Source organism: Amycolatopsis cihanbeyliensis, from assembly GCF_006715045.1.
Lineage (GTDB): Bacteria > Actinomycetota > Actinomycetes > Mycobacteriales > Pseudonocardiaceae > Amycolatopsis > Amycolatopsis cihanbeyliensis.
On sequence record NZ_VFML01000002.1, the window covers coordinates 667,313 to 691,240 of the forward strand.

At 69.8% G+C, this 23,928-nt stretch carries 20 protein-coding genes and 1 tRNA gene; 8 read left to right on the forward strand and 13 right to left on the reverse strand.

Annotated elements, in window-relative coordinates; genetic code table 11:
* Nucleotide 1: 1 nt before the first annotated feature.
* Nucleotides 2–496: a DUF5130 family protein gene (locus FB471_RS31710; protein ID WP_142003503.1), complete on the reverse strand. Its 495-nt coding sequence runs from the start codon at nt 494–496 to the stop codon at nt 2–4.
* Nucleotides 483–755 carry an aa3-type cytochrome oxidase subunit CtaJ gene (gene ctaJ, locus FB471_RS31715; protein WP_142003504.1) on the reverse strand — a complete coding sequence of 91 codons (273 nt, stop codon included), beginning with the start codon at nt 753–755 and terminating at the stop codon, nt 483–485. Before ctaJ ends, FB471_RS31710 begins: the two co-directional genes overlap by 14 nt.
* 451 nt (nt 756–1,206) lie before the next feature.
* Between ctaJ and FB471_RS34675 the strand changes: the two genes are divergently transcribed.
* Entirely contained in the window at nt 1,207–1,392 is a 186-nt protein-coding gene (locus tag FB471_RS34675) for a hypothetical protein (protein WP_211358300.1), read from the forward strand.
* Nucleotides 1,393–1,463: 71 nt separating this feature from the next.
* Here FB471_RS34675 and FB471_RS31725 read toward each other — a convergent pair whose 3' ends face one another.
* Entirely contained in the window at nt 1,464–2,171 is a 708-nt protein-coding gene (locus tag FB471_RS31725) for an HNH endonuclease (protein WP_425457125.1), read from the reverse strand.
* 185 nt (nt 2,172–2,356) lie between these two features.
* Here FB471_RS31725 and FB471_RS31730 point away from each other — a divergent pair, with 185 nt between their 5' ends.
* On the forward strand, nt 2,357–3,334 hold the full coding sequence (locus FB471_RS31730; RefSeq protein ID WP_142003506.1) for a mechanosensitive ion channel family protein: 978 nt from the start codon (nt 2,357–2,359) through the stop codon (nt 3,332–3,334).
* An 8-nt stretch (nt 3,335–3,342) separates the two neighbouring features.
* Here FB471_RS31730 and FB471_RS31735 read toward each other — a convergent pair whose 3' ends face one another.
* Nucleotides 3,343–4,245, reverse strand: coding sequence for an IS5 family transposase (locus FB471_RS31735; protein WP_141997676.1), 903 nt, complete (start codon nt 4,243–4,245; stop codon nt 3,343–3,345).
* Between the two features lie 160 nt (nt 4,246–4,405).
* On the opposite strand from FB471_RS31735, the gene FB471_RS31740 reads away from it, so the two are divergent.
* Nucleotides 4,406–4,813 carry a globin gene (locus tag FB471_RS31740; RefSeq protein ID WP_142003507.1) on the forward strand — a complete coding sequence of 136 codons (408 nt, stop codon included), beginning with the start codon at nt 4,406–4,408 and terminating at the stop codon, nt 4,811–4,813.
* 74 nt (nt 4,814–4,887) lie between these two features.
* Nucleotides 4,888–6,540: a glycoside hydrolase family 13 protein gene (locus tag FB471_RS31745; RefSeq protein WP_142003508.1), complete on the forward strand. Its 1,653-nt coding sequence runs from the start codon at nt 4,888–4,890 to the stop codon at nt 6,538–6,540.
* On the opposite strand, the gene FB471_RS31750 is transcribed toward FB471_RS31745, so the two are convergent.
* Nucleotides 6,525–7,964, reverse strand: coding sequence for an LVIVD repeat-containing protein (locus FB471_RS31750; RefSeq protein WP_142003509.1), 1,440 nt, complete (start codon nt 7,962–7,964; stop codon nt 6,525–6,527). The genes FB471_RS31745 and FB471_RS31750 overlap by 16 nt on opposite strands.
* 133 nt (nt 7,965–8,097) lie before the next feature.
* Between FB471_RS31750 and FB471_RS31755 the strand changes: the two genes are divergently transcribed.
* A complete protein-coding gene (locus tag FB471_RS31755) occupies nt 8,098–8,799 on the forward strand; it encodes a DUF305 domain-containing protein (protein WP_142003510.1) in 702 nt (233 codons plus the stop codon).
* A 3-nt stretch (nt 8,800–8,802) separates the two neighbouring features.
* On the opposite strand, the gene FB471_RS31760 is transcribed toward FB471_RS31755, so the two are convergent.
* The 8 genes from FB471_RS31760 to FB471_RS31795 all read right to left on the reverse strand — a co-directional run bounded on the left by FB471_RS31760 (nt 8,803) and on the right by FB471_RS31795 (nt 21,636).
* A complete protein-coding gene (locus tag FB471_RS31760; protein ID WP_142003511.1) occupies nt 8,803–9,105 on the reverse strand; it encodes a hypothetical protein in 303 nt (100 codons plus the stop codon).
* Between the two features lie 44 nt (nt 9,106–9,149).
* A complete protein-coding gene (locus tag FB471_RS31765; protein WP_142003512.1) occupies nt 9,150–9,791 on the reverse strand; it encodes a DUF8185 domain-containing protein in 642 nt (213 codons plus the stop codon).
* A complete protein-coding gene (locus FB471_RS31770) occupies nt 9,784–10,215 on the reverse strand; it encodes an acyl-CoA thioesterase (RefSeq protein ID WP_142003513.1) in 432 nt (143 codons plus the stop codon). Before FB471_RS31770 ends, FB471_RS31765 begins: the two co-directional genes overlap by 8 nt.
* A complete protein-coding gene (locus tag FB471_RS31775) occupies nt 10,212–15,182 on the reverse strand; it encodes an NAD-glutamate dehydrogenase (protein ID WP_142003514.1) in 4,971 nt (1,656 codons plus the stop codon). Before FB471_RS31775 ends, FB471_RS31770 begins: the two co-directional genes overlap by 4 nt.
* Nucleotides 15,183–15,547: 365 nt before the next feature.
* The gene (locus tag FB471_RS31780) at nt 15,548–17,800 is read right to left on the reverse strand and encodes a hypothetical protein (RefSeq protein ID WP_342779499.1); all 2,253 of its coding nucleotides are present in this window, start codon (nt 17,798–17,800) and stop codon (nt 15,548–15,550) included.
* Between the two features lie 227 nt (nt 17,801–18,027).
* A complete protein-coding gene (gene ettA / locus FB471_RS31785) occupies nt 18,028–19,704 on the reverse strand; it encodes an energy-dependent translational throttle protein EttA (protein WP_142003515.1) in 1,677 nt (558 codons plus the stop codon).
* Between the two features lie 75 nt (nt 19,705–19,779).
* Nucleotides 19,780–20,265 carry a single-stranded DNA-binding protein gene (gene ssb / locus FB471_RS31790; protein ID WP_142003516.1) on the reverse strand — a complete coding sequence of 162 codons (486 nt, stop codon included), beginning with the start codon at nt 20,263–20,265 and terminating at the stop codon, nt 19,780–19,782.
* 192 nt (nt 20,266–20,457) lie between these two features.
* Nucleotides 20,458–21,636: an MFS transporter gene (locus FB471_RS31795; RefSeq protein ID WP_425457126.1), complete on the reverse strand. Its 1,179-nt coding sequence runs from the start codon at nt 21,634–21,636 to the stop codon at nt 20,458–20,460.
* A 94-nt stretch (nt 21,637–21,730) separates the two neighbouring features.
* Between FB471_RS31795 and FB471_RS31800 the strand changes: the two genes are divergently transcribed.
* The 3 genes from FB471_RS31800 (at nt 21,731) to FB471_RS31810 (ending at nt 23,862) form a co-directional block, all read left to right on the forward strand.
* On the forward strand, nt 21,731–22,810 hold the full coding sequence (locus tag FB471_RS31800; protein WP_142003518.1) for a LacI family DNA-binding transcriptional regulator: 1,080 nt from the start codon (nt 21,731–21,733) through the stop codon (nt 22,808–22,810).
* 188 nt (nt 22,811–22,998) lie between these two features.
* Nucleotides 22,999–23,409 (forward strand): peptidase inhibitor family I36 protein, encoded by a 411-nt coding sequence (locus FB471_RS31805; RefSeq protein WP_142003519.1) that lies wholly within the window; start codon nt 22,999–23,001, stop codon nt 23,407–23,409.
* A 376-nt stretch (nt 23,410–23,785) separates the two neighbouring features.
* Nucleotides 23,786–23,862, forward strand: a tRNA-Arg gene (locus FB471_RS31810).
* Nucleotides 23,863–23,928: the final 66 nt, after the last annotated feature.

The window sequence follows — 23,928 nt, forward strand, 5'->3', positions numbered from 1 at the left end:
GTCAGCCGGGGGCGGGGCCTGCTTGGTCGGTCAGCATGCGCAGGCCGCTGACCAGGCCACCGACCAGGTCACCCTCCTTGAAGGAGGCGACCATGCTCATCACGGCGAGCTTGGCGCCACGGTCGGGGAGCCGGCGGAAGGCCTCCTCGCCGGTGCACACCTCGACCACCCGCTCACCGGGAGACACGGCGATCAGCACGGCGCGCGTCGCCTGCTCACCGATGGACGCGTGCAGCCGCTCGGCGCGCGCCCTGCTGTCCTGTCCGAGCTCACCGATGTAGATGCTGAAGTCCAACCCCGTCTCGCGGGTCGAGAGAGTCAGCGCCTCGTCCAGGCGGGCCAGTTGGACCATGTTGAACGGGCCGGCCGGGGCAGTGGGCTCGTACATCTTGGCGACCGAGACGCGGCCGCTCGCGGTCACCGCGGCGCCGTGGTCGATCTCGACACCTTCCGGCAGCGAGACACGATCCTCCCGGACCAGTTCACCAGTTGCCACGGGCACCTCCTCGTACCGTCGACCGGGTCGGCTGCTCGGCTGACCCGGCAGGCGCACCCGCCGCGGAGACGGTATGAACCTGCACGTCCCCGACGCCCTCCGGGTTGGCGCTCCACCACAACGGTGGGTACTCCCACGGTTGTCCTGGCCGGTACCGCGTCCTGCCCGCAGCCTTCGACCGCATGGTGGCCAGGGCACAGGCTCCGTAGATGGCCAGCGGGATCAGCGCGAAGACCAAGATCGTCTCGACGATGTTCACGCGCGCAGCGTATCGGATGGTGTCCCGGTCACGTCGAGTGCGCCGACTCACCGGTAGCGACGGAAGTCGTGCGCCACCCGGCGTCATCCGAGCCCCGTCCGCCGACTGCCACGGAACCGATCCCACGTTGGGCCGAAAGATGTCGCGCGAAAGGTTGCAACTCAACGTACATGCGGTGGCACCCACCGACACCGTCTTGTTCCCAGAGTGAAATCCTCGTAGTTTTTTCACCTGTACGGGCCTTGCGCCCCGCTCCCCATCCCCAACAGTTGACGCACCGGTCCCGGAAGGACACGTCATGCACATCGCCCAGACCCCCGCCCAGGCGAGCACCGACCGCATTTCGTCACAGATCGACGCCATACCTCACTCCACTCAGCGTGGCACTCGGGTGACCAGGGGTACCCGAGTCACCGCAGGTACACGTGTCACGGCCGGCACCAGGGTCACCATGGGCACCCGGGTGACCCGGGGCACCCGGGGCACCCGCGTCACGGCCGGCACGAGGGTCACGCGTGGTACCCGGGTGACCAGGGGCACGCGGGTCACCGCCGGCACGCGGGTCACCATGGGCACCCGCGTCACGATGGGCACGCGGGTCACCCGGCACCAGGGCCAGTTCGCACTCGCCGCCTGATCACCAACCGACACCACTCGGCACGCCCCGGCTGGGCCGCCCAGGCTGCGCTCCGACCGGCTCCGCTCAGCTCATGCAGCCGGGGCGCCGAGATACTGACGCCACAGCGGGTCCGCCTCGGTGGAATGCGCGAGCAGCCGCCAGTGCGGACCGTGTGGCGCACGGGGCACCATTCGTAGCTTCCACCCGATCTCGGACAGCAGACGATCAGCCTTGCGATGGTTGCACCGCGCGCAGCAGGCCACGCAGTTCTGCCAGGAGTGGTCACCCCCGCGACTGCGCGGAACGACATGGTCTATCGTTTCCGCCCGGCCGCCGCAGTACGCACACCGGTACCGGTCGCGATGCATCAGGCCGGCACGGGTGAGTGGAACCTGCGCGCGATAGGGGACTCGTACATAGTTGCTCAGCCTGATGACCGACGGCACCGGAACCCTCACGGTGGCCGCGTGCAGGGTGAGGCCGGCGGGGTCGCCGTGCACGACCTCCGCCTTACCACAGACAACCAGGACGACCGCGCGCCGCAGCGGGAGCGCGGTCAGCGGCTCGAACGTGGCGTTGAGCAGCAGCACCCGGCGCCGTCCCCAGGAAGGGGGCACCGGATCGCGCGATCGCCGCGGGCCATGGCCCCGCGAAATCCGGCCGCCACGCGCAGGCGGCCCACTGGGCTGCGGTCCTACAGAACTTCCCCCCGCGACAGCGCGCGCGGCTGCCTGCGGCGCCGGCCCGACCGATGACTGGCCGGAGACGCCGCGGGGGATCGGTTGTCGGTCTGGCACTCGACCACCTCCACCGGTGCAGGCATAGTCGACCACAGATCCCCCCGGAAAAGCACGCGGGTTAGCTGACGTGTCACAGAGAAGTACCGTTGTGTACGGGTCGGCCGCGCTCGATCGCGCCGCCCGGCCCCGTCCCCCACCCGCCGGAGTGTCCGGCATCACATGCACAAGGAGTGCGTACCGAGGTGAACCAGTTGCTCAGCGACCCCCCGAAGTGCGATCCGGGATCCTGGTGTGAACGTGTGTTCGAGATCACCGGCAACGAATGGCTGGCCGCCTCGGCCGACTGGCTGGTCGCCAGGCCGTTGCGGATCCTGCTGATCCTCCTGGTCGCCTTCCTGCTGCGGTACGTGGCGCGCAAGGTCATCGACCGCGTCACCATCATCCCGCAGGACGACCGCGGCAAGCTGCCGGTGGCACTGCGGCCGTTCCGGGAGCGGGCGCCGGACGTGCTCGGCCCGCTGGTGACCGAACGCCGCAGGCAGCGGGCCACGACGGTCGGCTCGGTACTCAAGTCGCTCACCGGCTTCATCGTCTACGGGCTGGCGTTCGTACTGATCCTCGGTGAACTCGGCATCAACCTCGGACCGATCATCGCCTCGGCCGGCATCGTCGGTGTCGCGCTCGGCTTCGGCGCGCAGAATCTGGTCCGCGACTTCCTGTCCGGGCTGTTCATGATGGTCGAGGACCAGTACGGCGTCGGGGACGTCGTGGACGTCGGCGAGGCGATCGGCACGGTCGAGGCGGTCGGCCTGCGGATCACCACCTTGCGCGATATCAACGGAACGGTCTGGTACGTCCGCAACGGCGAGGTGCTCCGGGTCGGCAACTCCAGCCAGGGCTACGCCGTCGCGCTGGTGGACGTCCCGCTCAGCTACACCACCGATGTGACGAGAGCCACCGCGCTGCTGACCGAGGTCGCGGCCGACGCCGCGGGTTCCGACCCGATCGCGCCCGACGTGCTGGAACCGCCGGAAATGCTCGGGGTGGAGAATGTGACCCCGGAGGCCATCACGATCCGGCTGACCGTCAAGGTCCGCCCCGGCAGGCAGTGGGCGGTACAGCGGGCGCTGCGCGCACAGGTCATGTCCGCGCTCGAGGAGGCGGGGTTCGAGCCACCGCTCGGCCGCTTCTTCACGAGCCCGCAGAACCCCGGCAACTAGGGCGTGTTTCAAAGGCGTAGCCACTCGTTGATTGTGGCGATCTGGACTGTGGCCTCGTACCGGACTGCCAACTTGTCGTATCGGGTGGCCACGGCGCGGTTGCGCTTGAGCCGGTTGATCCCGCATTCCACGGCATGACGCTGCTTGTAGACCTCAGGGTCGAACGCTGGTGGCCTGCCACCAGCACGTCCCTTGTTTGTGCGGTGCCGTACCTGATCGGCCTTCTCCGGAACCGTGCACCGAATCCCCCGACCACGCAGAGAGGCCCGGTTGGCGCGGGACCCGTAGGCCTTGTCCGCCAGCACCCGGTCCGGTCGCGTGCGGGGTGGACCGCCCTCCAGCCGAGCGACCCGAACACGCCCCAGCACCACCTGGAACTGAGGCGAGTCACCCCGCTGCCCCGCCGTCACGACCACCGATAACGGTTTTTGCCCCTGCTCGGTGGCCAGGTGCAGCTTGGTGGTCCACCCGCCCCGTGAACGGCCCAACGCGTGATCGTCTGGTTCGGGCTCACCCACCCCACCGGGTGGTTCCTTCTGTGCTTGTGGATGGGTCCGCGCCCCCGCGGCGTGCTGATGCGCCCGGTTGATCGTGGAGTCGACGCTGACGTCCCAGATGATCAGTCCGGCGGCGTCGGCCCGCGCCTGTAACGCAGCCACGATCAACGCCCAGACTCCGGCACGCTGCCAGCGCCGGAACAGCCCGTAGACGGTCTGCCAGCAGCCGTAGGCCGGTGGGATATCCCGCCAAGGACAGCCGACGCGCACCCGCCAGCGGATCCCGTTGATCAGTTGCCGCTTGGTCCACGTCGGTGGGCGACCCGGTTTCCTACCCACGGGCAGCAGCGGCTCCAGGATCGCCCACTGCGCGTCGGTAAGGTCGGCTCGTCCCGTCGCCGCTACGCTGGCCACGAGGTCTCCGGTGTTCTCGATCAGCTTGGTCGTTGATCGATCTACCGGAGACCTCGCCTATCTGATCAACGACACGCCGACACCGCCAGACCAGTGGCGTCTTTCCTGGTCAACACATTGAAACGCGCCCTAGCACCAACGCGCAGGCACACTAGACGAGATGGAGAACGTGGCAGACGTGACTCAGGCGGACCAACAGAGCTTCTTCGACGCGGTGGGCGGCGAGCCGACGTTCCGCGCGATCGTCGCCCGCTTCTATGCCGAGGTCGCCGAGGACGAGGTACTCCGCCCGCTGTACCCGGAGGAGGACCTCGGCCCGGCCGAGGAACGACTGCGGCTGTTCCTCATGCAGTACTGGGGCGGCCCGCACACCTACTCCGACCAGCGCGGGCATCCCCGGCTGCGGATGCGGCACGCACCGTTCAAGATCGGCCCGATCGAGCGGGACGCCTGGCTGCGCGCGATGCGGATCGCGGTCGACGAGTCGGACATCCGGGAGCCCTACCGGCAGCAACTGTGGGAGTACCTCGAGATGGCCGCGCACTCGATGATGAACAGCTGGGTGTAACGAACGCGGCGGGCACGACGACAGGTCCAACCTGATGGCCACACCCGCGTCGTGAGGTGGAAGGATTGCGCGCCGTGCGCAGAGCGGCCGAAAGCAGGCAGGCGACACCGGGGGACTCCCAGTGGTGGCGCGATGCCGTGTTCTACCAGGTCTACGTACGTTCCTTCGCCGACTCCACCGGCGACGGGGTCGGGGACCTCGACGGCATCCGCAGCAGGCTCGGTTACCTCGAACTACTCGGGGTGGACGCGCTCTGGCTGACCCCGTTCTACCGGTCCCCCATGGCGGACCACGGGTACGACGTGGCCGACCCGCGGGATGTCGACCCGCTGTTCGGCGATCTGGCCGCCTTCGACGCCCTGCTCGAGGAGGCGCACCGGCGCGAGCTCAAGGTCATCGTCGACGTGGTGCCGAACCACACCAGCCGCGAGCACCCGTGGTTCACCGAGGCCTTGGCGGCGCCACCGGGCGGCCCGCAGCGCGACCGCTACCACTTCCGGGACGGCGAAGGGGCGCACGGCGAGCGGCCGCCGAACAACTGGGTGAGCGCCTTCGGTGGCCCGGCATGGACCCGGGTTCCCGGCGGATCCGGCGAGTCCGGCGGCGGGCAGTGGTACCTGCACCTGTTCTCCCCCGATCAGCCCGACCTGAACTGGGCCAACCCCGAGGTGCGGGCGGATTTCGAACGAACGCTGCGGTTCTGGCTGGACCGCGGCGTGGATGGCTTTCGGATCGACGTGGCGCACGGGATGGCCAAACCACCCGGTCTTCCGGACATGGACCCGCGGGCGGTGGAGACCTTCGGCACCGGCGACTACTTCGATCCCCGCTTCGACGACGACGGCGTGCACGACCTGCACAAGATGATCCGCAAGGTGCTCGACGGGTACCCGCACGCGATGGCGGTGGGCGAGATCTGGGCGCTGGACGAGGAGCGCTTCGCCCGCTACCTGCGCCCGGACGAGCTGCATCTCGGGTTCGACTTCCGGCTGGTGCTCACCCACTTCGACGCCGACGCGCTGCAGGCGGCCATCGAACGCTCCCTTTCCGTCGCCACGACGGCCGGCGCGCCGGCGACCTGGACGCTGTCCAACCACGATGTATGGCGGCAGGTCTCCCGCTACGGCGGCGGCGAGCAGGGGCTGCGCAGAGCACGGGCGATGGCGCTGGTGGAGCTGGCCCTGCCGGGAGCGGTGTTCCTCTACAACGGTGAGGAACTCGGCCTCGGCAACGTCGAACTGCCCGCGCAGGCGCTGACCGACCCGCGCTGGCACGCCTCCGGCGGCGCGCGTCCCAGCCGGGACGGTGTACGGGTGCCGCTCCCCTGGGAGGGGCCCGAGCCGCCGTTCGGTTTCTCCGGCAACCCGGCCACCTGGCTGCCGATTCCCACCGAGTGGGCGGACCTGACCGTGGAGGCGCAGCTCGAGGACACCGACTCCACCCTCTCGCTGTACCGGCAGGCGCTCGAGCTCCGGCAGCAGCATCCGGCCTTCGCGGGCACCGAGGTGGAATGGTACGGCGCCCCGGCCGGATGCTTCGCGCTGCGCCGCAGGCCGGGTGGGCTCACCTGCGCGCTGAACACCTCGGCCGCCCCGGTGGCGCTGCCACCCGGCGAGCTCCTGCTGTCCAGCGCACCGCTGGTGGACGGCAAACTACCACCGGACGCTGCCGCCTGGCTGGTCGCCGGCACTCAGCACCAGGACGCGCCGACTCAGCGCCAGCCGTAGCGTGGCTGGGTCTGCGGGTTGAACTCGTCGAACCGCACCAGCTTCGCGGGCAAGGTGCGCCAGTCGACGAGGTTCAGCACGTCGAGCCCCTTCTGGATGTCCGAAGAGTAGACATAGCCGTTGTAGTAATACGCCGACCAGGAACCGCCCACGACCAACTCGGTTTCGGAGAGCGGGCCACGTTCCCAGTAGGCGATCTGCACGGGGTTGGCCGAGTCGGTGAAGTCCCACACCGAGACGCCGCCCTGGTACCAGGCTTGGACCATGATGTCCCTGCCCCAGACCGGGACCAGCGAGCCGTTGTGCGCGACGCAGTTCTCGTTCTCCGCCTGGTGCCGGGGCAGCTTGAAGTAGCTACGGAACTCCAGTTTACGGTTGGCGCCGCGGCCGGTGATGTCGTAGATCCCGTCCGCTCCCCGCTCCGGCCCAAAGGTGGCGTTGCAGGTCGGTAGGCCCCCACCGCCCAGCTCGTCGGTGAAGACCACCTTCGTGCCTGCGTTGTTGAAGGTGGCCGAGTGCCAGAAGGCGAAGTTGACGTTGTCCTGGACGCGGTTGATCACCCGGGGCCGCAGCGGCTTCCGGATGTCGATCAGCACCCCGTCGCCCATGCAGGCCCCGGCAAGGAGCTTCTTCTCCGGGTAGGCAGTGAGATCGTGGCAGCCACTGGTGGCCGAGCGCCGGGTGCCGTCCGGGTTGGTGCCACCCGCGTTCCCGCCGTCCGGGAACAGCACCGGCTCGGCGACCAGCCTGGCATCGGCGGGTTTGCGCAGCGGGACCTCCACGATCGAGATCCGGTCGTGCGGCGGCTGGCAATGCGGTAGCTCCGGCGCGGGCGAGTAGGAGGAGACATAGACATACAGCGACCGATTCCGCTTTCCGGGCACCATCGTGTGGGTGTGCGAGCCGCAGTCGGTGCGCACCGAGGCCACGTACCGCGGCCGCGCGAGGTCGCTGATGTCGAAGACCTTGATGCCCTCCCATGCCTGCGGGTTCGCGGCCGGCATCGGTTCACTGGCACAAGAGTCGTTGCTGCGCGCATAGTCAGTGGACAGGATCAGCAGATCCCCGTGCACCGACACGTCGTTCTGCCCACCAGGGCACAGCACTTGACTGACCACCCGCGGCCGGTAAGGGTTGCGCACGTCGTAGATCACGAAGCCGTCGTAGTTGCCGACGATCGCGTGCCCCTTGGTGAACGCGATATCGGTGCCGTAGGCGTCCTCGGTGTCGAACGGCGGCTGTTTCGGGATGTTCGCGACCTGGCGCAGGTCGTGGCTGTGCACGATCTCGTCCACGCCCGGAGTCCCGTCCCGCTCGGCGACCGCAGCCGGCGCCACGAACACGCCCATCGCGGTGAGGCAGAGGATTCCGGTGATGGCGGCAAGGACTCGCGCAAGCTTGCGAGCGTGGTGCACCTTCCCCATGGCACGGTCTCCTCTCGGCCACGTCACACCGTGCCTTGATTGTGCGCCTGCCTGCCGCCGGTCACCAGCGACGAACGGCGGTAGTTCCCGTGCGGGATTGACTTCTCGTGGGCAGAACCGGTTCGCTGAGCGAATGCGAGTTCGTGCCGCCACGGTGCTGGTGGCCGCCGGTGCCGCGATGCTGCTGGCGGGTTGCGTCAACGAGCCGGTCGAGCGACCGCCGGATGAGCCCTCGGCACCCGTGCTTGCTCCGGGCGGCCCCGGCGCCGAACCCACCGTGCTGGCGCCGGAGCGGGCGAACGAGAGCGGTGAGCAGCTCCGCCCGAACCAGGCGGACGTCGACTACATGAACATGATGATCCCGCACCACCGGCAGGCGATCACCATGACCGACCTGATCACCGAACGCGCGCGGGACGAGCGGGTACGCACGATCGGCGGCCGGATCGCCGCCGCGCAGGACGCGGAGATCGCCCTGATGGCGGCCTGGCTGATCCGGTACGGCAAACCGGTGCCGCCGGAAGCGGGGCGGCACGGCGATCGTGGACTGGCCACGGGACACACCGCGCACGCCGGCCCCGGTGGGCACGAGGGCGGCGAGCTGATGCCCGGCATGGCCACGCCGGAACAGATGGACGCGCTGCGCGCGGCGACCGGCGCCGAGTTCGACCGGCTCTTCCTCGACCTGATGATCACTCACCACGAGGGTGCCCTGGTGATGGCCGAGGACGAGCTGGCCAACGGCCTGGAAACCAGGGCACTGGAGATGGCGCAGGAGGTCATCGCGGGTCAGGCCGCCGAGATCGAGCACATGCGGGACATCCGCGCCGGCTGAGACTCAGCCGTCCGTGCCCGGTTCGAACCCCGGTTGCTCGGACTCGGTGCCGTCCTCGGCAAACGCGGCACCTGCCGCCCAGCCCAGGACGGCACCCGCCTGCACGTAGGGCACCGCCTGGCCCACCGCCCGTGCCGCCGTGCGGGCACGCTGCCACGTCCCCGGAGCCGGGCCCGGCTCCCCCGCCACCTGCTGCTCTGCGGCCGCCTCGGGTGGCCGGTCCACCCGCCACGGCGTCTCCGGCGGCCGTACCTCCGCCAGCCACTCGGCGGTGGGATCGGGTCCCGCTTGATCGCGTCCGGTCATCCGCCCACGATGGCAGGCCGGCCCGGGTATTTCCATCGAACCGGTCAGAACAGCAGCGGCAGCAGGGCATGCCTGCGCCGCAGCGCGGCGCCGTAACGGGCATCCAGGCGCATCCAGGAGTCGGTAGCGGTCACCCGGACCACGTCCTCGGCGCGGGAAGCGTCCAGGAACCCCATCCCGGACAGCGCGAACAGGCAGCGCATCGGCACCTTGATCTGCATGGCCTCGCTGCTGACGGTGAGCACCGTCTGGTCCATCAGCGAGGCAGGTGGCGTGCCCTGCGGCCCGACGTTGTCCCGTGCCAGGGTCACCCCCCGCTCGGCGAGCTTCGCGATCTCCTCGGCCGGCAAGTCGTCGACCGCCCGCCAACTGCCGCCCATCGGCAGTTCCGACTGCCAGTAGAGGTCCCGCGGCGGACCGGGGTCCATCCGCTTACCGCCGGTCACGGTGAGCGCGGCCAGCAACTCGTTGCCGGACACGGTGAGGTCCGAGGGCGAGACCACGCCGACCACCGCCCTGGTGACGAGCACGTCGAAGGGGGTGGCGACCCAGGCCTCGATCAGCCCGGCACCACGTTCCCGTTCCCGCAACCGGACCATGGTCTGGCCGTCCAACCGCACGGCACGGGCGACGAAGGCGGCGAGCGTGTCCCGGTCTCCGGGATCGGGGATATGCAGCTCAGGCACCGGACTCCCCCTCCCCCAGCCACTGCGTGAGGAAGCGCTGCTCCGCATCGGCCAGCCGGCGCGGCCGCGCCCCGTCGACGTCGTACGGCGCCAGTACGGTCCGCGCGACCACCGCGACTTGGTCCGAATCGGACTGTCCACCATCGACCTTGTAGTCGAGGGTGAACGAGGCGGACTTCAGTTCCGTCAACGACATCTCCACCCGCACCGCACCACCGTCGACCACAAGGGGTGCGCGGTAGTCGACCGAGAGCCGGACCACCACGACTCCCTTGGCGAGGCCGGTCAGCCCTTCCGCACCGGCGCGGCCGAACAGTAACTCGACACGCGCCTCCTCCAGCAAGGTGACGATACTGGCATGGTTCACATGCCCGAAAACGTCCATATCGGACCAGCGGGGCCGGACCATCGTGGTATATGTCATCGGACCGTGCTGCGGATCTGCCTGGTCGCCACGGACAGCGTGGCGAGATCGTGCCGACCGGAACGCTCGATCTCGTCCAGCGAGACCCTCGCCCGCGCCAGCCTGCTGGCGTTGGTCTGCTCCCACTGGGCGATCTTCTCGTCGGCGCTGTCCTCCGGATCACTGTGCCGCAACGCATCCAGCGTGATCGCCCGCAGCGAGGCGTACAGGTCGTCCCGCAGCGCCAGCCGCGCCAGCGCGTGCCAGCGGTTGCCGCGCTCCAGCGCGCTGATCGAGGTGAGCATCTTGTCGATGCCGAGATGGTCGGACAGCGCGTAGTACAGCTCCGCCGTCTCGATCGGGCTGCGTTCGGTGTTCAGCCCGACCTCCTGCTCGGCCAGTTCGGCGGCCTCGGTGACGTCGAGCAGGCCGTAGGCGTGCAACAGGCAGGCGATCCGGTCGGCGAACCCGGCCGGGACGCCCTGCTCGACCAGCTCAGCCGCGTTCGATCGCACGGCGTCGGCCTCCCGACCGCGCAGCAGGCCGGGCAGCTTCGGCACGAGTTCGGCGACGGTGTCGCCGAACCGGGTGATCTCGGCCCCCACGGCCAGCGGCTGCGGCCGGTTGGTGAGGAACCACCTGGCCGCACGGTCGAGCACCCTGCGCGTCTCCAGCACCATCCGGTCGGCGATCTCGGTGGAGACCCGGTTGTCCAGCGCATCGATCTCGGCCCAGAGTGAGGACAGGTCGTACACGCTGGTCACCACCGCGTAGGCGCGTACCGCGTCGGTCGCGGTGGCGTTCATCTCCTCGCTCAGCCGGTAGGCGAAGGAGACCCCGGCCCCGTCCACGACCTCGTTCACCAGCAAGGTGGTGATGATCTGCCGGTGCAGCGGGTGCCCGGGAATCGAGTCGCCGAACCGTTCCCGCAGCGGCCGCGGGAAGTACTCCGGTAGCCGCTGGGCGAACACCTCGACATCCGGCAGCTCGCTGGCGAGCAGCTCGTCCTTGAGGTCTAGTTTCACATGCGCGAGCAGGGTGGCCAGTTCCGGCGAGGTCAGACCCTCCCCCGCCTTGTCCAACGCCTTGAACTCGCTCGCGCTGGGCAGTGCCTCCAGCTCGCGATCCAGCGCTCCCCTGGCCTCCAGCGCGGCCACCTGGCGTTGGTGCACCGACAGCATCGGCCCGGAGTGGGCCCTGCTGATGCCGAGCACCGCGTTCTGCCGGTGGTTGTCGGTCAGCACGAGCTCCGCGACCTCCTCGGTCATCTGCTCCAGCAGCTCGTTGCGTTGCTCCCGGCTCAGCCTGCCCCCGGTGACCAGTTGGTCGAGCAGGATCTTGATATTGACCTCGTGGTCCGAGCAGTCCACCCCCGCGGAGTTGTCCAGCGCATCGGTGTTGATCTTGCCGCCGTTCCTGGCGAACTCGATCCGGCCGCGCTGGGTGAGGCCGAGGTTGCCGCCCTCGCCGACCACCTTGACCCGCAGCTCACCGCCGTTGACCCGCAACGCGTCGTTGGCCTTGTCCCCCGCGTCCGCATGGGTCTCGGTCGCCGCCTTGGCGTAGGTGCCGATGCCGCCGTTCCACAGCAGGTCGACCGGAGCGAGCAGGATGGCGTGCAGCAACTCGGCGGGCGCCAGTTTCTGCACGTCCTCCTCGAGGCCGAGTGCCGCGCGCACCTGCGGGGTGATCGGAATGGTCTTCGCGCTGCGCGGGTACACGCCCCCGCCCGCGCTGATCAGCGAGCGGTCGTAGTCGTCCCAGGTCGAGCGGGGCAGCTCGAACAGCCGCCTGCGCTCGCGGAAGGACGTGGCCGCGTCCGGGTTCGGGTCGAGGAAGATGTGTAGGTGGTTGAACGCGGCCACCAGCCGGATGTGCTCGGACAGCAGCATGCCGTTGCCGAACACGTCGCCACCCATATCGCCGATGCCGACCACGGTGAAGTCCTCGGCCTGGGTGTCCACCCCGAGTTCCCGGAAGTGCCGCTTGACGCTCTCCCAGGCACCGCGGGCGGTGATGCCCATGTCCTTGTGGTCGTACCCGACCGAGCCGCCGGAGGCGAAGGCGTCGCCGAGCCAGAAGTCGTAGCCGGCCGAGACCTCGTTGGCGATGTCGGAGAAGGTGGCGGTGCCCTTGTCCGCGGCGACGACGAGGTAGTTGTCGTCACCGTCGTAGCGCGCCACGTCCCTTGCCGGCGCGGTGCGACCGTCCACCAGGTTGTCGGTGAGGTCAAGCAGCCCCGAGATGAACATGCGGTAGCAGGCGATGCCCTCGTTCTGCTGTGCCTCCCGGTCCATACCGGGGTCACCGGACGGCAGCGGCGGGCGTTTGACGACGAAGCCGCCCTTCGCGCCCACCGGCACGATCACGGCGTTCTTCACCGCCTGCGCCTTGACCAGGCCGAGGATCTCGGTGCGGAAATCCTCTCGCCGGTCCGACCAGCGCAGCCCGCCGCGGGCGACCGAGCCGAAGCGCAGGTGCACACCCTCCACCCGAGGTGAGTAGACGAAGATCTCGAACTGCGGACGCGGTTCGGGCAGGTCGGGCACCCGTTGCGGGTCCAGCTTCAGCGCCAGGTAGGGCCGTGGGTTGCCGTCGGCGTCGGTGACCCGGTAGTTCGTGCGCAAGGTCGCCTCGACCACGGCCATCAACCTGCGCAGGATACGGTCCTCGTCGAGACTGGTCACCGCGTCGATCAGCGCGTTGATCTCGGCGACCTTGGCCTCGTTGTGCTCCTCCCGCTGCTGCTGGTCGGATTCGAGCCGGAACCGATCCTCGAACAGCCGTACCAGCGCGGTGGCGATGTCGGTGTGCGCGAGCACGGCGTTCTCGACGTACTCCTGCGAGTAGGGTGTGCCGGCCTGGCGCAGGTAGCGGGAGTAGGCCCGCAGCACCGCGGCCTGCCGCCAGGTCAGCCCGGCGCGCAGCACGAGCGCGTTGAACCCGTCCACCTCGCACCGACCGTGCCAGGCCGCGTCGAAGGCGTCCTGGAACCGTTCCTGCAGGTCCCGCTGGGCGGCCTCGGTCATCTCGTCCAGCACGCGCTGCTCGATACGCAGGCCGAAGTCGTAGATCCAGGACCGGGTGCCGTCTTCCCTGCCCAGCTCGTAGGGGCGCTGGTCGACGACCTCGACCCCCATCCGCTGTAGCACCGGCAGCAGTTCGGAGAGCGTCACCCCCGCCCCGAGCAGGTACAGCTTGAACCGGCGCTCACCCGGCTTGGCGCCCGCCGGAACGTAGAAAGACATCGCCAGGTCGGCGTCCTCGGTCAGGGAGTCCAGCTTGCCGATGTCGGCCAGCGCCGCTTCGGCGGCGAAGTCCTCCTTGTATGCCTCCGGGAACAGCCCGGCGTACCGCTGACCCAGCTCGGTGGCCGACTCCTCACCGGAGACGCCGACCGCTCCGCCGGTCCGCTCCCTGCGCTCGGCGAGGATCGCCTCGACCATCCGGTCGTCCCAGCTCCGTACAGCCTCGTTCAGCCGCTCCTGGATGCGCAGCGTGTCCGGCTCCACCAAGCGGGCGGGATCGGTGTGCACGGTGAAGTGCACCTGGGCGAGCAAGGTCTCGCCGACCCGGGTGCCGTACTCGAGGTGGGTGCCCTCCAGCTCCTCGAGCAGCACCTCCTGCATCGCGAGGCGGGATCGGGTGGTGTACCGGTCCCGCGGTAGGAACACCAGGCAGGAGTAGAACCGCCGGTACGGGTCCGGTCGCAGGAACAGGCGCAGCCTGCGCCGGTCGGCGAGCGTGATCGCACCGGTCGCGGTGGCGTAGAGCGAGTCGACGTCGGCGGAGAACAGGTCGGCGCGCGGCCAGTTCTGCAGCACCTCCAGCATGCGCTGCCCCGAGTAGGACTCCATCGGGAAGCCCGCCCGGTGGATGACCTCGCGTACCCGATGATCCAGCACCGGGATGTCCAGCACGTCCTCGTGCAACGCGGTGGTGGTGAACATGCCGAGGAAGCGGTGTTCCCCGGCGACATTGCCCTCGCTGTCGAAGATCTTGACCCCCACGTAGTAGGGGTAGATCGGCCGGTGCACCGTGGACGGCGCGCTGGCCTGGGTCAACACCAGCAGCGTCGGCGCCAGCGCGGCCGCCGCGGTGTCCGGGCCCGCGGTCAGGCTGCGGGCGGCGAGACTGTCCTGCCGCAGCACCCCGAGCCCGGAGGCCAGCACGGCACGCAGGGCGGGCTCGTCCCCGTCGTCCTCGTTGCGGACGAGCTCGTAGTGCCGGTAGCCGAGGAAGGTGAAGTGACCCGCCGCGAGCCAGCGCAACAGCCGGATACCGTCGTCGACCTCCTGCCCGTCCAGCGGGGGCGGCTCGCCCTCCAGGTTGCTCGCGATGCTGCGGGCCGCCTCGATCATCTTCTCGGTGTCCTCGACGACCTCGCGCACGTCGCCGAGCACGGAGGTCAACCGGTCGGTCAGCTCCCGCGCCCGATTCGAATCGGTGATCAGGTCGATCTCGAAGTACATCCAGGACTCGATCGAGGACCCGGCCGGCGGGTCGGCCACGTCCGCGGTCGGGTGGATGGCACGCAGGTCCCCGGTGAGTTCACGGGTGACCACGATGATCGGGTGAACGATACGCTGCGCGTGCAGGCCCGCGCGGGAAAGCTGCGCGGCCAGCGAGTCCACCAGGTACGGCATATCGTCGGTGACGACCTGGATCACGGTCGCCTCCCGGCTCCAGCCGTCCTTGTCGGTCGTCGGGTTGAACAGCCGCACCGCGGGCCGTCCCTGTACCCGGTCCTGTGCCAGCTCCTGGTGGGAGCGCACCGCACCGACCAGGTTGGCCGGTTCGTCGCCGAGGATCTCCTCGGCCGGGATGTGCCGGTAGTAGAGGCGGATCAGGTCGCCGATCTCCGGAGCGTAGGCGGCCGCCGCCGCGACGAGCTCGTCGCGGACCTGTTCCGGACTGCGCGGCCGCTGCTGGCCATCCCCCCTTGCGCCCGCTTCTGACCGTGACGCCGACACTCCCGTCGAGCTCATCTCAGGCAACACTCCACTCCATGACACACCGTTGTGCCGTTAGTACCTCGGGTTCGGTCCGTGCTTCTGGCCGGACCGAACATCACCCTAATGGTCTTGCACGGTAAGCGAATACACAGTGTCTTATTCCGCGGTCGGGTTATTCAGGTCTGCAATGCGCGTCACCAGTGCGGCGACCTGCAACGACCGCTCGCACGGGCCTGTCGGCCCGCGGTCGCTGGGTCGTTCTGACTAACCCTCACACCTTGGTGCGGCGAGATCCGGCTCAGTCCAGGGCACCGGCTCGGGATCACACCCCGCGCGCCTGCCCGGGACGGCCGGTCGTGCGTGGTCCCGATCCCATGGGTCCGCACCGGGGCGGTTTGTCAGCCGTCCTCGCGGTGCCGGCCGTTGACGCGGCGCGGGGTGTCCGGTTCTTCCTGGCCCGCGCCGAGCCGTTTCACCAGGGCTGCCGCGCTGGACGTGCCCGCCTGGTGCTCGGCGAGCGCCCTGGTGAGCAATTCGGCCAACCCGGCTCCCGGTGGCGGCTCCTCGGCGGGTGCTATCGGGTCGTAGGGGGTCTCGCGCGAGTCGCTGTTGTAGGACTCGTGAGACGAGTGGGAACTGCCGTACGAGTGGGAACTGCCGTACGAGCTGTCGAACGAGCCCGCGCCGCCGCCGGACCCGGAGTCACCGAAGTCCGTACCACCGAAACCGGTGCCGCCGAAGTCGCCGCCGCGGAAGTCGGTGCCGCCGAAGTCCGTGCCCCTCTGCGCAGAGGTCATCGAGGAGGACGGCTCCGGGTAGCCCGATGTGTCCGCCGAGCTCGGCGGGCCTGATGAGTCCGGCGAGTCACCGAAATCCAGATCGTCCATCGGGGCCAGCGAGGGCGGCAGGCGGAGCCGGGGCAGCCAGTCGTTCGTGTCCGGCTCCGAACCCGCCCCGGCGGGTTCGCCCGCGGACCGCTCGGGCTCGACCGTCCCCCATGCCGGCCGCCCGGTCGGCCCCGCCCGTTCCGTGGGCGCGCCGGGACTCTCCCGAACCGGCCCGGGGCCCGGTTCGAAACCCGTGGCCGCCGTTTCGGAGTCGGCGCGAAACTCCCCCCGGTCGGCCGCATCGTCGTGGCCGTCGGCGGAGGCCGAGTGCTCGGAGCTGTCCGTGGCCCTGCGCCGTCCGCTCGCGCCTCCACCCGCCGAGATACCCAGCCGGTCCAGCACCGAGCGCGCCGCCACGGAACCGTGCTCGGAGTCGTGCCGGGTGCTGCGGCCGGTGCTCGCCGCCGGCGAGTCCGCCGTGTACCGGGAGGGGCGCGATGGCTCTGCCCGCTCCCGGGTGGGCGGCGGTTCCGGGATCACCGCCGGTACCGGCTCGGGGGCCGGAGGTTCCTGCCGCCGCGGGGCCGGGTGTAGCGACGGCGCCCGCGGCTCCCGCTGCACGGGCGGCGGCGCTACCTGCGGCTGCACCGCCGTCCACCGTGCCGGCGCCGTGGACAACAGGTCCTCGATGTCTATGGGTGCCTGCTCCCCGGTCCCGAACTCCCCGGTGAGCAGCGCGAATGCCTGCCTACGTGCCCGGCCGTGCACGTGCTCGGCCGCGCGGGAGCGATGCAGGCACTGGATGGCGTCCGCCGCACTGCCCAGCTGCTCCTCGATATGGGCGAGCTCGAACCACAACCGCGCGCTGAGCGCGTGCAGCCCGTGCTGCTCGGTACCGTGTACGGTCTCCCGCAGCAATCGGGTCGCCGCGCCGCCCGCGCCTTCGGGCAGGTGGACCCGGGTGGCGATGGCCAGACCCAGCCACCCGAGCGGGCCGACTCCGGCGGCCCGCGGTGGAGTCTCCAGCACCGGCTGAGCGAGTTCGAGCGCCAGCTCGCTGTCGCCGCGGTCGAGCAGGGCGCAGACCAGTTCGAGCACCAGGCGCGGCCGCACCACCCCGCCGTCCGCCTCGGCGTCCTCGACGTCGTCCAGCAGGCCGAGACCGGTGCGCGCGGCATCCGCTGCCCCCATCAGGTCGCCGTGCCGCCTGCGGTGCGCGGAAACACCGACCCGCAGCAGGGCCCTGGACAGCAGTTTCCCGTCCTGGTCCAGGGTCTCGTCGGCCTGGCACAGGCGATCCGCCTCGGTGAACGCCCTGTCCAGCTCCGGCTTGCGCCCGAGCTGGCCGAGGCAGCCGACGAGGTGACCCAGTGCCGCCGCCTTGCGCGCGTGGTGCAGGCCGCCCGCGGTCAGGGCTGGCCGCAGCGCGGCGAGCCCGATGAGGGGTGCGCCGACGCTACGCGCGCAGACGGTGAGGTCGGTGCGCAGTTGCGCGGCCATCGTCACCTGGCCGATGTCCTCCGCGGCGCGCAACGCCGCCACGGCGCGGCCCACCGTGGAGGCGCGTACCCCGAGCCGCACCCGCGCCGAGACAACCAGACATTCCGCCCGCACCCAGAGCTCATTCGACCCGGAGGCCTCCGCAAGCGCCGCCGCCCGCTCGCCGAGGATCAGCATCAGCTCCGGGGCGCGCAAGGTCATTCCCGCCGCACGCTCGAGGAGTTGCTCCACCGCGCCCGTTCCGCGAGCGGCGGAGGCCGCGCCTCGAGCGTCGGCTCGCTCACCGGCGACGGCGCCTGGCCTGGTGTGCTTGCTGGCTACCACGGGGACTCCGCTCAATGTTGGCTCTCGCGTGCTCAGCAGTGACGAGGAGTACCGCTACCTCAGTATCTTGTCGGAAACGCGCGGTCGTCGCGTTCGGCACTCGTTCTGATGGTCATGGCACCGTCTCAGCTCGTCGTGCGGCTGGGCGGCGCCGGTTCGCGGCACGCCCGCGGTGGGACGCGTGGCGCCCCACCTGCCGGCAGGCTCCTCATGGTGCGAACACCCCCTCAGTCGCGGGTGAGCTTGCGGCGGGTCACCCGGTGCGGACGTGCCGCCTCGGCGCCGAGGCGCTCGATCTTATTCCGTTCGTAGCCCTCGAAGTTACCTTCGAACCAGAACCACTTGGCGGGGTTCTCCTCGTCGCCCTCCCACGCGAGAATGTGCGTGGCTACGCGGTCGAGGAACCAGCGGTCGTGCGAGATGACCACGGCGCACCCAGGGAACTGCTCCAGCGCGTTCTCCAGGGAGCCGAGCGTTTCCACATCCAGGTCGTTGGTGGGCTCGTCGAGCAGGATCAGGTTGCCACCCTGCTTCAGGGTCATCGCCAGGTTGAGCCGGTTGCGCTCCCCGCCGGACAGCACCCCGGCCGGTTTCTGCTGGTCGGGCCCCTTGAACCCGAACGCGCTCACGTAGGCCCGCGACGGCATCTCGGCCTGCCCGACGTGAATGTAGTCCAGCCGGTCCGACACGACCTCCCATACAGTCCTGTCCGGGTCGATCCCCGCCCGATTCTGGTCCACATAGGACAGCTTGACCGTGTCGCCGATCTTGACCGTGCCGGAGTCCGGTTCCTCCAGCCCGACGATCGTCTTGAACAGGGTGGTCTTACCCACGCCGTTCGGCCCGATCACGCCGACGATGCCGTTGCGAGGCAGGTTGAAGGAGAGGTCCTCGATGAGCAGCCTGTCATCGAACCCCTTGCGCAGGTGGTCGACCTCCACTACCACGTTGCCCAGCCGCGGCCCCGGCGGGATCTGGATCTCCTCGAAGTCCAGCTTCTTGGTCTTCTCCGCCTCGGCGGCCATCTCCTCGTACCGGTCGAGCCGGGACCGGGACTTGGTCTGCCGGGCCTTGGCGTTCGAACGTACCCACTCGAGCTCGGACTTCAGGCGCCTGGCGAGCTTGGCGTCCTTCTTGCCCTGAACCTCGAGCCGCTCCCGCTTCTTCTCGAGGTACGTCGAGTAGTTGCCCTCGTAGCCGACCACCCGGCCACGGTCCAGCTCCATGATCCACTGGGCCACGTTGTCCAGGAAGTACCGGTCGTGTGTCACCGCGAGGACGGCGCCGGGGTAGTCCGCGAGGAACTGCTCCAGCCACAGCACGCTCTCCGCGTCCAGGTGGTTGGTCGGCTCGTCCAGCAGTAGCAGGTCGGGCTTCGAAAGCAGGAGCTTGCACAGCGCGACCCGACGCCGCTCACCTCCGGAAAGGTGAGCGACCTGCTCGTCACCAGGCGGGCAGCGCAGGGCGTCCATCGCCTGCTCGAGCTGCGAGTCCAGCTCCCAGGCATCGGCATGGTCCAACTCCTCCTGGAGCTTGCCCATCTCCTCCATCAGCGCATCGCTGTAGTCGGTGGCGAGCTGCTCGGCGATCTGGTTGAACCGGTCGAGCTTCACCTTGGTCTCGCCGAGGCCCTCCTCGACGTTGCCCCGGACCGTCTTCTCCTCGTTGAGCGGCGGCTCCTGCAGCAGGATGCCGACGGTCGCCTCCGGCTGGATGAACGCCTCTCCGTTGCTCGGCTGGTCGAGCCCTGCCATGATCTTGAGAACGGTGGACTTACCTGCACCGTTCGGTCCCACGACGCCGATCTTGGCGCCCGGGAAGAAGGCGGTGCTGACATCGTCGAGGATCACCTTGTCCCCGACGGTCTTGCGCACCTTTTTCATGGTGTAGATGAACTCGGCCATGGTTCCGATCGTAGAGCCGTCCGCTCCGCGGCCTGACGGCGGTCACCGTTTTCCGGCGCTGACCGGTGCTCCGCGTTAGGTGACCGGCAGGGCATCGGCGGTGGGTGGCGTCAGCTCCGGCCCCAGCTCCGCCGCTCCGCCCGGCTCGGTCTCCAACCAGGTGTCGACGTCGGGGTCACCCCGTGCTCCGACCTTGGGCAGGCGTTTCAGTTCGGCCGTACACCAGAGCAGGTTGGGGCCCACCGCCAGCGCGTCCAGTTGGGGCATCGAACGTGTCTGCCCGTCCCCGGCCTGCCACCGGCTGGTACGCAACCGCCCGTTGACGATCACCGGGTCGCCCTTCGACAGCGAGGCGTACACCGGGGCCGCCAGCTTGCGCCAGCACAGCACCTTCACCGCGAAGTGCCGCCCGTCCACCCAGTCGCCGGTCTCCTTGTCCATTCGCCGCTCGTTGCTGCGCAGCCAGAAGCTGGCCAGCTCGCTGCCGTTCCCGACGACGCGGTGTGACAGGTCACCGCACACATGGCCGACCACCGTCACCAAAGTCTCGCCAACAGCCATCGTCACTCACCCTTTCCCGTCCCGGCCGTACCCGATGTGCGGCTCCTACTCAGCGTGCACCCGCGGCCGGGGCCCGCGGCATGATCGGGCCGCCGAGCTGTGGACAACCCGGGTGATGTGGACAGCTCGCCTTCGAGGCCAGGATGGGTCTCGGCGTCGTCGTACGCCGGTGCTGTGGCCGGTGCACGCCGGTCAGCCCACCGAGGACCCTTCCCTGGTCAGTGCCCGCGCGGCGGTGATCGCGGCCGGGCCGATCGCCACGGCGACAAGGCCCACCGTGACGAACGAGGTGGACAGCGAGGTCAGCTCGGCGATTCCGCCGATCGCGGGCGGGCCGGCGAGGAAGCCGCTGTAGGCGATGGCGGTGACGAAAGCGATCTCCCGCTCCCCTCCGCCGCCATCGGCTCGCCTGCCGGCCTCGCCCGCCAGGCTCAACGCGATCGGGAACGAGGCAGCGAGGCCGGCACCGGCCAACGCGAATCCGAGGTAGGCCACCGCCGTCACCGGCACCACGGCGGCGGCACACAGTCCCGCGCCCGCGCACAGGGCCCCGCCGGCGAGGACCCTGGCCGCGCCGAATCGCGCCTGCGCCACGCCACCGGCCAGCCGCGTCATGGCCATGGCCAGGGAGAAGGCCGAGTACGCCAGCGCGGCCGCGCCCTCCCCGACCTGCTGCACGGTGACCAGGAGGAGGGCCGACCAGTCGGAGCTGGCCCCTTCCGCGACCGCGGAGCACAAGGCGATGGCCGCGAGCAGCCACAAGGTGACGCGGCGAGCCGGGGCGAGGCCCGTCGCCCGGTGCTCGCTCGCGCGGGGCTCGCGCGGCGCGGCGCCCGGCAGGGCGCCGACGACCAGCACCAGGACCAGCACGGTCGCCAGCGCGGCGAGGATCAGTTGCCGGGCCGGCGACCACGCGTGCGCGGCGGCCAGCGCCGCACCCGCCGAACCGGCCAGCGCACCGAAGCTGAACCCGGCATGGAAAATCGGCATGGCCTTGCGGCCGGTCTGCCGTTCGACGACGACCCCGGCCACGTTCATCGCGACATCGAGCGCGCCGACCGACATGCCGAGCCCGCACAGTGCGGCAGCCAGCGCCGGCACCGACCCCGCTGCGCCGATCGCCGGCAACGCGGCGGAGGCGGCCAGCGTGGACACGGCGATCACCACCCGAGGGCCGAACGCCTCGACCAGCCTGCCGGTGACCGAGGCCGCGATGAGCATGCCGACGCTCGCGCCCAGCAGAGCGAGCCCGAGCGAGCCGTGCGCGGCGCCGACCTGTTCGGTGAGCGCCGGCACCCGGGGTGCCCACGAGCCGAACGCGGCACCGTTCAGCGCGAACACCACGATGACCGCGGACTTACGAGAAACCACCGGCATCCCCTCGCTGCTCGTCCGATCCGATCATCAGCGTGACTGAAGCGCTTCAGAAAGGCCAGTGGATTCGGCTCGACCTAGACTCCTCGGGGTGACCGGATCGAGGCGCCAGCCGACCCTCGACGACCTCGCACGTGCGGTCGGCGTGTCCCGCGCGACGGTCTCGAACGCCTACAACCGGCCGGACCAGCTCTCCGCCTCGTTGCGGGAGCGGATCCTGCGCACGGCGCGCACGCTCGGATACGCCGGCCCGAACCCCACCGCCAGAAGCCTGGCCACGCGGCGTGCCGGGGCGATCGCGTTCATGCTCGACACCGGACTGTCCGCGGCGTTCTCCGATCCGGCGCTGTCGATCACACTCGACGCGCTGTCCACGCGAGTCGATCCGGAGGGGCACGCCTTGCTGCTGCTGCCGGGTGGGGACGACGGCGGCCCACGGGTCGAGCGGGTGCTGGCCGCCCAGGCCGACCTGGCGGTCGCCTACTCGCTGGCCGACCACGCACCGGCCCTGCACGCGGTTCGCGAGCGTGGGCTGCCGCTCGTGGTGATCGACCATCCGGTGCTGGCATGGGGAGCCAGGGTGGGCATCGACGACCGTGGCGGCGCGACCTCCGCGGCCCGGCACCTGCTGGACCTCGGACACCGGCGGTTCGGCATCCTGTCCGCGCAGTGCCTCTCCCGACCCAGGCAGGGTCCGCTGACCATGGATGAGGCGATGCGCAGCCGTTTCCGGGACAACCGGGAGCGGCTCACCGGTTACCGGGAAGCGCTGGCGACCGCCGGGCTCGATCCGGAGTCCGTACCGGTCTGGGAGACCTCGGGATTGTCCAGGGAGCAGGCCATGGTCGGGGCTCGCGGCCTGCTCGACAGCGAGCCCCGACCGACGGCCCTCCTGTGCATGTCGGACGAGCTGGCCCTGGCCGCGATCGCGGCCGGAAGGGAACGAGGGCTGCGGGTGCCAGGGGACCTGTCGGTGGCGGGGTTCGACGACGCTCCGCCGGCGCGGTGGAGCGATCCCCCGTTGACGACGGTGCGGCAGGACCTGGCACGCAAAGGCGGCCTGGCCGGTGAGCTCGCGCTCGCCCTGCTGGCCGGCGACCCGGCCCCGGAGCCGGCGACCCTGGAGGTCGAGCTGATCGTCCGCGACTCGACCGGACCGGTACCCGCGTAGCAGCCGAGCCCGCCCGCCACAACGCGTTCGCCAAAAATGTGGATATCTCCTACCCGATCGAGCGAGTCAAACCTACTTATCCACAGAAGTAGATTTGCGGGCTGACAACCCCACGAATTCTCGGCACAGTAAGAGCATCGAGTTCTGCCGCCGAACACACCACGATTTCGATGCGAGGTACCGGTCACATGTCACGCCACCTTCTGCCTTTGCGTTCGTATCTGCCACGAATCCTCGTCCTCGCCGCGGTCGGCCTGCTCGCCGGCAGCGGCGTCGCCAACGCGGAGGACGACCCGCCCGAACGCCGGACACCGCCCGCGCAGCCCGCCTGCGAGCAAGGAGAGTTCTGCGCCTGGCCGGAGGAGTTCTACGGCGGGGTACCGACCCGGCTCGACCTGCGAAACACCAATCCGGAGGAATGCGTTCCGCTCCCCGAAGACATTGTTGCCAGGTCGTTCGCCAACCGGATCGATCGGCACGTCACCGTGTACCAGGATCGCCATTGTTCCACCGAGGGCGACTTCAGCACATATCCGGGTGGCGGCACGTTCGTTCCGCGGGCACAGTACCTCGGTCGCGCCGTCCAGATTTGGAACTGAGCGTCGTTCGTGGGCTTCCTGCTCACCATTTCGAGTGGCAACGTCCGGCACGATCGTTGCCACTCCCCCAGCCGGATTCGCCCCAGCCCACTTCCTGGGGAAGCCGCAACGGGCTGCCGCGAATCCGATCCGGGCTGTGACCCCGAGCACAGCCCGCCCGCGGGCGCGCCGCATGGCACGACGGTCGCGCCCGCGGGTCTCCCCAGCTCCGGCGGCCACTGAGGGTCGTGTGCCGCACCCTCACCTCCCGCCGCGGCACGCGTCGCCGCCGGAGCTGGGTACCCGCCTTGAAACGCTTCACAGGTGTCAGACGATCGACTGAGTAGTGGCGACTAAGCTGGCGGGGCGCACCTGGCCGCCAGCCGTCGGCGCACCGGCCCTCGTAGCTCAGCTGGATAGAGCAAGAGCCTTCTAATCTCTAGGTCGCAGGTTCGAGTCCTGCCGGGGGCACCACCAGGGATAACGAGGGTCAGAGTACGGCCACACCGCTAGCAGAGCAAGAGAGCACGAGCTACGGTG

What these genes read in the sequence shown, in the direction of transcription:
- FB471_RS34675 (WP_211358300.1), top strand. Translation starts at nt 1,207, where the DNA reads ATGGGCACCCGGGTGACCCGGGGCACCCGGGGCACCCGCGTCACGGCC.
- FB471_RS31740 (WP_142003507.1), top strand. Translation starts at nt 4,406, where the DNA reads ATGGAGAACGTGGCAGACGTGACTCAGGCGGACCAACAGAGCTTCTTC.
- FB471_RS31750 (WP_142003509.1), bottom strand. Translation starts at nt 7,964, where the DNA reads ATGGGGAAGGTGCACCACGCTCGCAAGCTTGCGCGAGTCCTTGCCGCC.
- FB471_RS31755 (WP_142003510.1), top strand. Translation starts at nt 8,098, where the DNA reads ATGCGAGTTCGTGCCGCCACGGTGCTGGTGGCCGCCGGTGCCGCGATG.
- FB471_RS31760 (WP_142003511.1), bottom strand. Translation starts at nt 9,105, where the DNA reads ATGACCGGACGCGATCAAGCGGGACCCGATCCCACCGCCGAGTGGCTG.
- FB471_RS31770 (WP_142003513.1), bottom strand. Translation starts at nt 10,215, where the DNA reads ATGACATATACCACGATGGTCCGGCCCCGCTGGTCCGATATGGACGTT.
- FB471_RS31775 (WP_142003514.1), bottom strand. Translation starts at nt 15,182, where the DNA reads ATGAGCTCGACGGGAGTGTCGGCGTCACGGTCAGAAGCGGGCGCAAGG.
- ettA (WP_142003515.1), bottom strand. Translation starts at nt 19,704, where the DNA reads ATGGCCGAGTTCATCTACACCATGAAAAAGGTGCGCAAGACCGTCGGG.
- ssb (WP_142003516.1), bottom strand. Translation starts at nt 20,265, where the DNA reads ATGGCTGTTGGCGAGACTTTGGTGACGGTGGTCGGCCATGTGTGCGGT.
- FB471_RS31805 (WP_142003519.1), top strand. Translation starts at nt 22,999, where the DNA reads ATGTCACGCCACCTTCTGCCTTTGCGTTCGTATCTGCCACGAATCCTC.